Source organism: Gloeocapsa sp. PCC 7428, from assembly GCF_000317555.1.
GTDB lineage: Bacteria > Cyanobacteriota > Cyanobacteriia > Cyanobacteriales > Chroococcidiopsidaceae > Chroogloeocystis.
Map to the genome: position 1 here is coordinate 1,169,283 of NC_019745.1, position 12,550 is coordinate 1,181,832.

The 12,550-nt window shown below is 43.0% G+C and carries 13 protein-coding genes; 7 read left to right on the plus strand and 6 right to left on the minus strand.

Annotated elements, in window-relative coordinates:
- The first annotated feature begins 180 nt into the window (after positions 1-180).
- The 6 genes from GLO7428_RS05240 to GLO7428_RS05265 all read left to right on the plus strand — a co-directional run bounded on the left by GLO7428_RS05240 (position 181) and on the right by GLO7428_RS05265 (position 6,590).
- A complete protein-coding gene (locus GLO7428_RS05240) occupies positions 181-1,767 on the plus strand; it encodes an ABC transporter substrate-binding protein (protein WP_015187520.1) in 1,587 nt (528 codons plus the stop codon).
- Positions 1,768-1,773: 6 nt separating this feature from the next.
- Positions 1,774-2,598 (plus strand): nitrate ABC transporter permease, encoded by an 825-nt coding sequence (gene ntrB, locus GLO7428_RS05245; RefSeq protein ID WP_015187521.1) that lies wholly within the window; start codon positions 1,774-1,776, stop codon positions 2,596-2,598.
- Positions 2,599-2,666: 68 nt separating this feature from the next.
- Positions 2,667-3,551, plus strand: a complete 885-nt coding sequence (locus tag GLO7428_RS05250) for an ABC transporter ATP-binding protein (protein WP_015187522.1) — start codon at positions 2,667-2,669, stop codon at positions 3,549-3,551.
- A 22-nt stretch (positions 3,552-3,573) separates the two neighbouring features.
- The gene (gene cynS, locus GLO7428_RS05255) at positions 3,574-4,020 is read left to right on the plus strand and encodes a cyanase (RefSeq protein WP_015187523.1); all 447 of its coding nucleotides are present in this window, start codon (positions 3,574-3,576) and stop codon (positions 4,018-4,020) included.
- A 68-nt stretch (positions 4,021-4,088) separates the two neighbouring features.
- Positions 4,089-4,697: a TetR/AcrR family transcriptional regulator gene (locus GLO7428_RS05260; protein WP_015187524.1), complete on the plus strand. Its 609-nt coding sequence runs from the start codon at positions 4,089-4,091 to the stop codon at positions 4,695-4,697.
- Between the two features lie 792 nt (positions 4,698-5,489).
- Entirely contained in the window at positions 5,490-6,590 is a 1,101-nt protein-coding gene (locus GLO7428_RS05265) for a hypothetical protein (RefSeq protein WP_015187525.1), read from the plus strand.
- On the opposite strand, the gene proB is transcribed toward GLO7428_RS05265, so the two are convergent.
- The 6 genes from proB to GLO7428_RS05295 form a co-directional block, all read right to left on the minus strand.
- Positions 6,587-7,690 (minus strand): glutamate 5-kinase, encoded by a 1,104-nt coding sequence (gene proB / locus GLO7428_RS05270; protein WP_015187526.1) that lies wholly within the window; start codon positions 7,688-7,690, stop codon positions 6,587-6,589. The two genes, GLO7428_RS05265 and proB, sit on opposite strands and share 4 nt — an antisense overlap.
- 331 nt (positions 7,691-8,021) lie before the next feature.
- Positions 8,022-8,558 carry a YqeG family HAD IIIA-type phosphatase gene (locus tag GLO7428_RS05275; protein ID WP_015187527.1) on the minus strand — a complete coding sequence of 179 codons (537 nt, stop codon included), beginning with the start codon at positions 8,556-8,558 and terminating at the stop codon, positions 8,022-8,024.
- Between the two features lie 123 nt (positions 8,559-8,681).
- Positions 8,682-9,761 (minus strand): endolytic transglycosylase MltG, encoded by a 1,080-nt coding sequence (mltG, locus tag GLO7428_RS05280; protein ID WP_015187528.1) that lies wholly within the window; start codon positions 9,759-9,761, stop codon positions 8,682-8,684.
- A gap of 89 nt (positions 9,762-9,850) precedes the next feature.
- Positions 9,851-10,423, minus strand: coding sequence for a DUF3727 domain-containing protein (locus tag GLO7428_RS05285; protein WP_015187529.1), 573 nt, complete (start codon positions 10,421-10,423; stop codon positions 9,851-9,853).
- Positions 10,424-10,647: 224 nt separating this feature from the next.
- Positions 10,648-11,088, minus strand: a complete 441-nt coding sequence (ruvX, locus tag GLO7428_RS05290; RefSeq protein ID WP_041918918.1) for a Holliday junction resolvase RuvX — start codon at positions 11,086-11,088, stop codon at positions 10,648-10,650.
- Positions 11,089-11,148: 60 nt separating this feature from the next.
- Positions 11,149-12,399 carry a GNAT family N-acetyltransferase gene (locus GLO7428_RS05295; protein WP_196797461.1) on the minus strand — a complete coding sequence of 417 codons (1,251 nt, stop codon included), beginning with the start codon at positions 12,397-12,399 and terminating at the stop codon, positions 11,149-11,151.
- Between GLO7428_RS05295 and GLO7428_RS28310 the strand changes: the two genes are divergently transcribed.
- The gene (locus tag GLO7428_RS28310) at positions 12,389-12,544 is read left to right on the plus strand and encodes a hypothetical protein (RefSeq protein ID WP_196797462.1); all 156 of its coding nucleotides are present in this window, start codon (positions 12,389-12,391) and stop codon (positions 12,542-12,544) included. The two genes, GLO7428_RS05295 and GLO7428_RS28310, sit on opposite strands and share 11 nt — an antisense overlap.
- The last annotated feature ends 6 nt before the right edge of the window (positions 12,545-12,550 follow it).

Genomic DNA, 12,550 nt, shown 5'->3' on the forward strand with positions numbered 1-12,550 from the left:
AACTCACTTTTATTCTCCCTGTGTTTTCTGTATGTGAAGTGGTTCGTTAAAAAGTAATTTTCAAAAACCACGTAAAATTGCTGTACGAGAAACATGACAGTTTCCTGTCTTTAAATAATAAGGAAGTCATGAATTCAACCTTGTAAGAAAGAAGACTTTACTCAATTGAATATAAGACATATGGCAACTTTATTGGAAGCAAAAAGTAGAAAAACTTATACTTTAGATAAATTGAGATGTTCTTGTGGCGGATTTCATGCCTCAGAAGATCATTGGAGATTCATTGAAGGAATGCCCCAAGATCCAGCAGATTTGGTTGCCGATTTAATTGCAATGGGGCAATATAAACCTGAAACACTGAAGCTAGCTGAAAAATTTACTCATGCAGAATTGAGAAAAACTTTAGTGCTACAGATGCTTGCCAAAGCTGAGCCAGAACAACAGCGAATATGTAACGACTTAATCAAACAAGCAGGAGGATTAGAAGAAGCGTTTGCGGCAGCATTTGGACCTCATGCAACAGAGTTTTTTAATGATACTTTGCGGGCGAGTAGATTTCGACGAAGAAACTTTTTAATAAAAGTAGCAGCAACAGCCGCAATTGTAACCTTAGCTAGTTGTGCAGGAGGAAACAACACAAATACCACACAATCATCAGGAGAAGCTAGCACCCCTGGAAACCTTGAAAAAACCGATTTAACAATTGGCTTTATTCCGATTGCGTGTGCAACGCCCATTGTCATTTCAGAACCATTAGGCTTTTATCAAAAACACGGCTTAAATGTCACATTACGGAAAATGCCGAATTGGGCAGCAGTGAGAGAATCAGCGATCGCAGGTGAACTGGATGCGTATCATATGCTCTCACCAATGCCAATTGCAGTGACTTTAGGTTTAGGTTCTACCACTTTCCCAATTCAACTTGCAAGTATCGAGAATATTAACGGACAATCGATCGCAGTTGCACTGAAGCATCGCGATCGCATTCAAGGTCCTGCGGACTTTAAGGGAATGACGATTGCAGTTCCTTTTCCTTATTCAATGCACAATCTGTTATTACGTTATTACTTAGCATCTGGAGGGTTGAATCCAGATACCGATGTTGCGATTCAAATTGTGCCACCGCCCGACTCTGTAGCGCAGATGTCCGCAGGGCAGATTGATGCTTTTTTAATGCCCGACAATTTTGGTCAACGTGCGGTATTTGAAGGCATTGGTTTTATTCATATGTTGACAAAAGATTTATGGGATGGTCATCCTTGCTGTGCTTTTGCCGCTAGTCAACAGTGGATCGACGCACATCCTAACACCTTCCGCGCAGTCAATAAAGCAATTATTGATGGAGCCGCACACGCCAATGCCGCTGAAAATCGCACCGAGATTGCGAAGGTACTTTCAGAACGTCGGTACCTCAATCAGCCTGAACCTGTATTGCAAGCCGTCATGACAGGCAACTTTGAAGATGGATTAGGAAATACTCTCAACGTACCCGATCGCATTGGATTCGACCCATATCCTTGGAAAAGCTTTGCCAAATGGATTTCCTCGCAGTTGGTGCGGTGGGATTTGATGCCAGCTGAGAAAGCAGACTATCCCCAGATTGCGGAACAGATTTACATGACCGACTTAGCAAGAGAACTCGCGATCGAATTAGGGCAAAATCCACCTACTGAAGAAACAAGAGTCGAAAACCTCAAGTTTGACACCTTTGACCCAGCAAATCCGGCAGCTTATTTAGAACAACAAAGCCAAAAATTTAACGTTTGAGGAGCTATGGCTAAGACAATATCGCGCCGTAAATCCGCACCCATCTGGCTTAATAATAACGTACAAGCATTTGTGCTATTTCTGATTTTACTACTGTTATTTCTGGGAGTTTGGGAACTCGGAGCACAGCTAAATATCTTCTCGCAACTCGTGCCATCGGCAAGTCAAACATTGCAAGCCTTTTGGGGCTGGGTTTCCGACCCATTCTTTGACTATGGTCCTAATGATAAAGGCATTGGCTGGCACGTACTTTCCAGTTTAAGAAGAGTCGTTACAGGCTTTTTGATTGGTTCGGCGATCGCAATTCCTCTAGGTATTTTAATCGGACTATCCGACGTCGTTTCTAAAGCTGTTGACCCTTATATTCAAATTCTCAAACCTGTCTCGCCCCTCGCCTGGCTACCGCTAGGACTAGGTTTACTCAAAGACTCCGAAAATACCGCCTTATTTGTCATCGCAATTACGAGCCTTTGGCCTACACTCATCAATACTAAATTTGGCGTAAGCAATGTCGATCCTGCCGTTCTTAATGTCGCGCGTACCCTAGGTGCTTCGCGCTGGCGCACAATTTGGAAAGTCATTCTTCCTGCTGCTGCACCTAGTATTGTCGCTGGACTGCGCATCAGTATTGGTATTGCTTGGTTAGTCATTGTCGCAGCAGAAATTCTCGTTGGTGGAACCGGAGTCGGCTACTTTATTTGGAACGAGTGGAACAACCTAGAAATTACGAGTATCCTCACTGCAATTATTGTGATTGGACTCGTTGGTTTACTGCTAGACCGAATATTTGGATTGCTGCAAACCTGGGTTTCTTTTGGACAGCAAAGATAGCAACATAGTGCGACAAACCGAGGAGTAAGCTGAGTCGTTGGTAACTTTAAGTAAGTCTTGACGCTATTATGATTTCTTCACACATTGATCCTGTTAATACAATTAGCGCTACTTCTGCCCAACTTGCTTTGAATCATGTTTTCAAAGTATATCCAGGGCGGCAAAGTTGGCAAGATAAATTACTACGACGTACTTCCTCAGATTTTGTAGCGCTAGCAGATATTAACCTAGAAGTCGAAGCAAATACCTTTGTCTCAATTATTGGTCCGTCTGGTTGTGGCAAATCAACTTTACTCAATATTATTGCTGGACTCACCCCACCAACACGCGGTTCAGTCAAGCTGAATGAAGTCGAAATTCACAAACCAGGTCCCGATCGCGGCGTTGTGTTTCAAAACTATGCCCTGATGCCGTGGATGACCGTTATCGAGAATATTCGCTTTGCGATTGAGACAGTATACCCGCAAATGCCGCTTGCCCAACAGAAAAACATTGCTCGCGATTACATCGACTTAGTAGGGCTACACGGCGCGGAACGCAAGCATCCTCACGAACTCTCAGGCGGGATGAAACAAAGAGTAGGCATTGCCCGCGCCCTAGCGATTAATCCCAAAATTTTGCTGATGGACGAACCATTCGGGGCTTTAGATGCGCTGACGCGTGGTTTTTTGCAAGACGAAGTGGCGCGAATTTGGGAACAACAGCGGCAAACTGTTATCCTCATTACTCACAGTATTGAAGAAGCGCTGTTACTCTCGGACAAGATTGTTATGATGACGCGATCGCCTTCGGCTCGAATTTCTGAAGTTTTAGATATTCCTTTTCCCCGACCGCGCAAGCGCGAGTGTTTAGACCAGTACCCAGCGTATCATGAGTTAAAAGCTGAATTAGAAATGCATTTATCGAGGGAAACGCGGGCTGTAGAAGAAGCACGAATCAAAGTGAACGCTTAGTAAGAATTGTAAGGAGTAGGTGATGTCAATCGAGATTCCTGAAGTTACGAAGAAATTGCTAGTTGCCAAGCAAGCAAAAGGTTTAAGCTTTGCCGATCTCGAAAAAGCTGTCGGGCGTGATGAGGTATGGATTGCTACTGTGATGTATCGTCAAGCAAGTGCTTCGGAAGATGAAGCAAGCAAGATCCTTCATGCTTTGGATCTCAGTCAAGATTTAATACCCGAACTCACGGCTTACCCTACCAAGGGATTAGGCCCTGTTGTACCTACAGATCCTCTTATCTATCGCTTCTACGAAATCATGCAAGTCTACGGCATGCCAATTAAGGAAGTCATTCACGAAAAGTTTGGCGATGGCATTATGAGCGCGATTGATTTTACGTTAGAGGTAGAAAAAGAAGAAGATCCGAAGGGCGATCGTGTCAAAGTGATCATGAATGGTAAATTTCTACCTTACAAGAAGTGGTAAAGCGATTTGCTGTAACACAAGTAACAGAAATAAAATAAAAAACTGTGGGATAGCAGCTACTTACGTTTATGGTCAATCTCAAGCGCACTCGCGAGGATATCTTGTCCTCAGTTGGAGAACTGATTCATCGTCAAGGCGTTCAATCAACAGGGCTGAAGGAACTCTTTGCGGTTAGTCAAGTGTCTTCTGGTAGTTTTTACAACTATTTTGAGTCAAAAGACGAACTGGCGCACGCACTCATTGACTTTAAATGGAGCGAACTTAAAGCTGCTATCCTGATACCCGCAATGAATGCATCTAGAGACCCGATCGCAAATCTCTTTTGGATGATTGATCGCTTAGAGGAAAAACATCTTTCTGACCCTAACTGCGCGGGATGTCTGTTAGGTAATTTGATTGTCGATTTAGTCGAACATGATACTTCGTTTCAAGAGCATTTAGTTCAAGTTTTCGACGAGTGGCAAAGTGCGATCGCTCAATTACTGCAAGCCGGTCAATCTCAACTGCAAACGCACATCACTCCTGAAGAACTAGCCGAACAACTGCTGACAATGATTGAGGGTGTTTTGTTGATGGAACGTTTATATAAGCAACCTGCGCGATTGCAGCGCGGTTTTAATATGATTCGGGCGCTTCTGAAAGCATCACTCGCTCAGGCGAACCGTTTCAATGCGTAATTGTTAATATAGTAATCTTAAATGAATTGTGAGAAACGGCTATAAGAAAATAGCTAATGAAGTACATTAAGAGCTTCTAGCATGAAGAAAGTCACAAACGAGGTTTGGGTCTTCCTAGACTCTCATAATTGAATTGGGATTGCTGTAGATATTTTTCGGCTACTACTACCACAAGTTTAATGATGTAGTTGAGTTAGTTTGCGAGATTCAAATTCATTCAGCAATATTACAAAATGCTAATGCCATAAATAATATTTCATCACAACCGCAAAATTACAGATTCAGACTCAAGATGATTTGAATATTCAGTATTCTTCACCAGGAAAAATAATTGGTTTTTATGGCAGGGTTGACGTAGCAGTAAGTTGTCTTTAAGTTTTTATTCTGATCAAAAACTGCCTATTGTCATAAATATCCAAAAATATTATGAGTCTAAAACATAGCATTGTAAACTTTCCATTGTTGCAATACTTGAATCAACCTTTGTTCGATCAAAAAACAGAATTTATATTAGATCCACGACGGTTTCAATATATATACAGAGTACAAATCCTTGAAAGCTGCTGGAAACAAGAATGCTACTCACAAGATCGCTTTAAGTAGAGAACTCACCTCTATTAAAGTGATTTTCGCTTAAGTAATAGTATTTGTAGATTTAAACTAACACGTCAGACGCTCAATGCATTAATCTTTAACTAATCATTAATTTAGTCTCAAGCTAGTCAAAGATTCCTTAAACTCATCTTAATCTAGTCTTCAATGATGACACTATAAAGATTCATAGTAAAGACAATGCGTTGTCATGATGATGGGCAACGCGATCATCAGGATGAGGAATTGCTAATGGTGACTAAGGTTAAGAAAGATATCGAGCAGCAGAAGCCACTAGGAAGATATCTGATTGAAGCTGGTTTTATCAGTTCTGAGCAACTAAAAGCAGCACTTGCGGCTCAACGGTCAGAAAAAAAACGTCTAGGGGAAATTTTAGTTAAAAAGGGTTGGATTAGACAACAAACGCTTGATTACTTAATCGAAAAAGTTGTTTTACCCGAACGTAGTTCGCAGAAAAATCTGCGTCTAGTTCAAAAAGATTATCAACGTCATTTGGAATCTGTAGATGCTAAGCAACTGGTACACATACCACGTCAAAAATTAGAAATTCCTGTTTCTCCTTACAAAACTACTCGGTTACTATTTTATATAGCAGTTGCCCTGCTAGGTGCTCACTTAGTGGGGCAATTTACTGAACACTTTTTACCTGATTACGTTTCCAGAGATTTTATTGCGGAACAGCTTAACTTAGATCGAGAGCTTAATATTCCAACAATTTACGCAATGGGTTTGTTACTCATAAGTTCAATATTACTTGCAATTATTGCTTACGCGAAGCACGTAAGAGGCGATCGCCAAGTGCGTCACTGGGTTGCACTATCGATTATTTTTCTTTGTCTTGCTATAGATGAGATTACAAGTCTTCATGAGCGAATGACTGATCCTTTGCGTTCCATGTTCAATGCTAGTGGTTTACTGCATTATGCTTGGATAGTTCCTGGTATTGTATTTGTTTTAGTGTGTTTACTTGCATTTGCAAAGTTTCTTAAAAATCTCCCAAGCAAGACTCGTCAACTCATTCTGTTAGCCGGTGTAATTTTTGTAAGTGGTGCAATTGGTATCGAAGCGATTGGTGGATACTATGCACAAGTTTACGGCGAACAAAACATGGGTTATGCGTTGATAGCAGGTATTGAAGAATTTTTCGAGATGCTAGGTGTCATTATTTTTATCTATGCACTTCTATCACATCTAGTAGATGCAATGAAAGGCTTAAGTGTGCGGTTTGAAATTGTCGCGCACCGCCCATCAAACACACAATTCATTCATCCTAGAGTCTAAATCAAAACAAGATTATCACGATGAACGACAGTTTCTGCACCTTCGTAGCCCAAAATTGCCGAGATTTCTTTAGAATGTCGCCCACGGATACGCTTGAGTTCGTTGCTACTATAGTTAACAATTCCTCTAGCGATTTCATTACCATGCTGATCGCATAACTGCACCGCTTCCTGGCTGTCAAATTCTCCCTCAACTGTGCTAATTCCTGCGGCTAATAAAGACTTACCACCTTGACTGATTGCGGTAATCGCACCAGAATCGAGGTAAAGCTTACCAGCAGGAATTAAACCATAAGCAATCCAGCGCTTTCGTGCATTTGTGGGCTGCGGTTGTGGTTCAAACTGCGTTCCCAGTGGTTCGCCTTGCAAGATGCGAGTAATATTGTAAGGAGATCGTCCTTCAGTAATTGCCGTACGAACACCCGCTGCTGTCGCAATTCTTGCGGCTGTGACTTTCGTAACCATACCACCGGTTCCCCATTGCGAACCGCGATCGCTGACTTGTAAATGAGTTAACTGTGCAATATTCTCAACAAGCATTATCGGTTTAGCATCAGGCACAAAACGCGGATCAGCAGAATATAACCGGTCTACATCTGTCAGTAAAAATAACCAATCGGCTTCAATTAAGCTTGCCACTAAAGCAGACAGCGTATCATTGTCACCAAACTTTAATTCTTCTACAGCAACCGTATCGTTTTCGTTAACTACCGGAATAACGCCTAGTCCAAGTAGCTCTTGAAAAGTGTTATAAGCATTGAGGTAGCGGCTGCGTTCCATCAAGTCACTACGAGTCAACAAAACTTGCGCGATCGGTTGTTGTAGCGTTGTGAATAAATCATCATACACGCGCATCAACCGTCCTTGACCGACTGCGGCGACGGCTTGTTTAAGCGCGATCGCTTTTGGGCGTTCGACTAAACCTAATCGCGCACAACCTACCCCTACAGCCCCAGAAGACACTAATACGACTTTGTGACCTTGCCGTCGCAGTTGGGTTAAAACTTCTGCCAACATCGCAATGGTAGAAAGCGCCAGTTGACCTGTTTCAGGTTGTGTCAGACTTGAGGTGCCAATTTTGACGACAAGGGTTTGAGGCATTATGAGAAGCGCGATTGTTCTAAATCTCAATTGTAAAGTGCCAGCTTCACGATTGGTAAAAACGAAGGCTCTATTAAGTTATGAAGAAACAGGCAGATAGCAGAGAAAGCTAATTTCATTAATAAATATCAAATTTAGCAGATGAGCGCTGAAGATATTTATCGTTTAGGTTGTTTATCAATGATTTTAAGGTCTTCAAACCATGAGGGTAGCGCAAGGAATTATTTTCTAGAACCTAAAAGCCTTTTTTCTGCCTTTTGACCTTTACCTCCTGCTTTCTTGATCTATAATGCCAGCAAGTTTTCTCAAGATTTCGGCTTTTTAAGCTATTCTAATTGTCTAATTTTTGTTTTTTTGCTGGCAGTGATATTCCCATCACCTGCGATAATACGACTTCAAAGTTGCGGATGGGATAAGAACGAACCGCTTCGCCAGGAGTCACAAATGGTTCTACCAAAATCGTAAACATCCCCAAACGATTTCCTGCCAATACGTCGGTAAACAGGCGATCGCCTACCATCGCGACTTGTTCAACGGGTAGCTCCATTGCCGCCAGCGCCTGCCTTAATTTGCGGCGAGAAGGCTTAACTGCGCCACAAATGTAAGGTAAGTTCAAGGAACGAGCAATACCGCCAATACGTGTATCACTGAGGTTATTACTCACCAACCACATTTCCGCGACTGTTCGGGTATGGGCTACCCACTGCTGCAACTCTGGCGATGCTTCAGCAGCTTTGATTGGTACAAGCGTTTCATCTACGTCTAACACTAGCCCTTTGATTTGATACTGCCGCAGAACATCAGGTGTTAGCTGAAGAATAGAACCTTCAAGAATGAGATCTGGCTGCAATAGTTCGTTCCAATCCATGTTCTGCTCAAAGTGACGGTAGAGGAATCAAGTATACTTTCTCGATAAAATAATCAGCCACAGTAAGTAAAGTATCTTTTTTAGCTAGATCCACCCCTGGTGTGCTGTAATTTTTAACTTAGCTTATTGTCTTTTTAACTGCTGTTGTCTGCGAATTGCAGCTTGTGCTGCCTCGTGTTCGGATAAAGTCCGACTAAAGACGTGCGTACCATCGTACCGAGCAACAAAGTAAAGATAAGGAGTATCTTCAGGGTTGAGTGTTGCTTGAAGACTTGCAATTCCAGGGCTAGCGATTGGTGTTGGTGGTAATCCAGGATTAATGTATGTATTGTAAGGAGAAGGTGTATTCACCTGAGCGAGCGTCAAGGGCTGATCGGCAGTTTGACGAATACCCAAGCCATACTCCACAGTAGGATCAGCGCCTAAAGGTAATCCTTCCTCTAACCGACGTACAAATACTCCGGCGATTGTTTGGCGTTCGTTTGCTACGACGGCTTCTTTTTCAACTATACTTGCAAGCGTTACCCATTCACGAAGGTCAAGTTGTGTTTGATTGCGTTGTTGTTCATACAAAGGTAGTGCTAATTGTTCAAAGCGCTGCAACATTTGATTAACCACAGCTTGCGCTGTAATTTGGTCGCCGTTTAACTTATAGGTATCTGGATACAAAAAGCCTTCGAGGTGGGGTAAATCCGCAGGTAGCCAAGGGTATTTACTGCGGTCAACCGTACTCGCTGCGGCGATAAACTCTGTGGCAGGAAAGAATCCTTGCGCTTCAAAGTACGTTGCCATTTGCTGTATCGACCAGCCTTCGGGAATTGTAAAGCTCAACTCGATCACTTTGCCCTGCCAAATTTGCCTAGCGATCGCTTCAAGCGACTGTGTTCGTGACAACGCATAAGTTCCTGCTTTAAACTCGCCGTCTGGATCTTGCCACTTCAACCAGCGCGCCCATAAGTCCCATGCTCTTGCAGAGCGGATCAGCCCTGCGGCTTCTAAATCGCGCCCAATTTGCTGCGTTGCTGTACCTTGAGGAATTTGAAACTTGACAATTTGAGCTTCAGGAATTTCTGGTACAGCGGATGCTTCCATTAATTGCGGTGGCGAACTTATGGAATTCCACCAGTTTTTACCTGCCAAAATACCTAATCCTAATGCCAGCGGCAGACCTAAAATGAGCGACCACTTAAATACTTTTTGCACCACTTTTCTTGCTAATTGAACTTTAGCTTTCAATAGCCTGGGATCTAGCAGAAGATGCAATACCGTTGATGCCCACGCTTATTTTTTTACTATTCCATTTCATCGAATAGCTGTTCTTCTAACTGTGGTTGGACTTTGCGAAACTCCTCAGGAGAAAGTAGCTCTGGTTTTCCGCTACCATTTGCTCTTGCGAAAAATAATAGTGGATCTAAGGGAGTGTATACCGCGTATTCTTGCTCTTCGTGGTAGAAACTTGCTAATAACTGTAATTGTTCGGGTTCTAGCTCGGTGCCGTCTTCCTCAATTTCCAGCGTAAATAATTCAGTTTCTTCAACAGGTGGTAATTCACCCGCAACAGTCAAAGCAAACGCGGTGTGCTTTAAGACTAAATTCTGCTCAGCGAGGACAGCTTCGGCTGTGCCGAAAATTCTGTCGATAGTTTCTTCGTCTTCGACAGGAACAGCTTCTTCTTCCTCGCCGTCACCTTGCCAAGCGAAAATTTCTACCGCAGAGTCTACGGGAAGTAGCAATAGATACTCTTGATTGTCTACGTAAAGCGATCGCTCTACATAACAAGTTAGTTCGCGTCCTGCTTCATCCGTCAGCGTGACGGAGCTAGCATGGGATTGCTCATTATCTTCAGAAAATTCAGATGGAAACATAGCCGATAGTAAGAACCGTCAACTTATCTGACAAGGACGTCGGTAATTTACTTACCTACACTAGAAAACTACCTATGGATGAACTCTTTTAGGCAGTGTTGGTTAGCTTTCAGAATATCACGCTGGTGTGACTAACCTCCTAATATTACAGGCTTTTTGCTAATCAGCAGCAAATCAATTTAAAAATGTGATTTGTATCAAGTTTGGTCATGCTAAACCCCTACCTACGTACGGCGTTCATCTAACCATTGCTGCAAAATCAAAGCTGCTGCTTTACGGTCAATAAGTCCTTTGTTGCGCGACGGCGAAATATTTTGTGCTTGTAGTAATTGTTCGGCTTGAAATGAAGTCAATCGCTCATCGATATATTCCAACGGCAATTGCAAAGCCTGAGCATATCTACTCGCTAATTTTTGTATTTCTTGTGCTTGTTTACCTAAAGAACCATCCATTGAATAAGGTAAACCAACAACTAATACTTGAACACGACGCTCTTGAACAAGCGACTTGAGTTGTGCCAAGTCCAAATCAAAAGATTTGCGCTCGATGGTTGTTAGTCCTGAAGCAATTAAACCTGTGCCATCGCATCCGGCGACACCAATTCGTTTACGACCGATATCTAATCCTAGCGCGGAAATAAAGCGTCGTCTGCTTATGTTTTCCATCGCACTATCCACAGTTTGACGGTTGCTAGTGACATGTAAATGACTAGCTTCTGACATTATTTACTTTTCTACCTCGTCGTCTAGCTGATGTTGCAACGAATCTTCTTCGTGACTACTTGTTGCGTGCGTTGCATCTGACACATTAAACTGATTGGCAAAATGCGCTTGTGAATTCATTTTGAGCTTTAATGGAGTGTCTGGCAGCCAAGACATACCACCAGGTACAGGTTTCCGCGCTGGCTGTAAGCCTTGGAGGACTTCAGGCCATTGTAGACCTTCTAAAGATGCGAATTTAGACTCACGAATTTTGTGCCAGACAGAGCGTGACATCATTAATGTATGTTCTACACGCTTGGCTCCAATTTGCTCTAGATATTCTTCGCGTTCTGGTTGGTAATCTGCCGAAGCGAGTTGTAAAGACTGAGGTGGTAAGTCTTGAACAATACGCGCTAGTTGAGATAATAATTCTGGATACAGCCAAGTATACGCAGGATGTACTGTTAAAGTCGCAACGTGCGGCTTTTCATTCTTGCGGCACATCCGTAACTGAAAATAACCAATTGCTGCTTTGCGTTGCGGTTCAAATACATAACCGCTCACAACCTCAGTTTTACTCCGCCATTGCCTTAGCCCTTCAATTAGTGCGCCGAGAAGACTTGTTTTAAAGTCGTGAATCTCGCGGTCAAACACTTGACGGACTAAAGGTGGCATCGATGCGGTATCTAATTGATAGAGCAACTGGGCGTCTGCATTGCTAACAGGGAGCAAGTTTGGTAAATCAGGTTCTCTCGCGGCTAATTCTTGTAATAAGCTTGGCTCGATTTCCCAGTATGTCATCTGTGCCAAGGTTTGAAACCCATTTTGACGATAAAGCGCCAAGGTTTCTTTGTCGTTGACATTAACTTCTAGTAGCCACGTGCGAGCTTCACCAATTGCTTCAAAACAGTAGCGCAAAAGCTGCGAACCAATTCCTTGAGTACGGGCTTTCGCATCCACAGCTACTTGCTGAACTTTCCACGTGCTACGCGTACGGTTAAAAGGTGCAACTTGGATCATACCTTGCACCTGGCGGTATTGCTCAGCTACATAGATGCAGAAGCGGTACTGTAGCGGATTAGGAAAAAGGCTTAAACACTTGAGCAGTCCAAACCAACGACGCAGTGGGCTGAAGTGCGATCGCATAGCGTTTTTGGCGGTGCTTGATTGTTCCGCCTCGAAGGATTCAGCACTTAGGCGTTCAATACCCTCCAGATCTCGGTATTGAACGGGTCTTATGACTAGGCTTTGATTTTGAGGAGGCATGGAAGTCATATTAGATCGGGCCGCCATTCAGCCTGAAGTTAAAAGGTGTCGCTGCAATTATCTTAACGGCAAAAGCTCGGCGATCGCTGTTCTGCTTAAGTACGGATTTCTGGCTTTTCCGAATTTAAACGCCGCAAGACCTTACGGAAATTGATTTTCA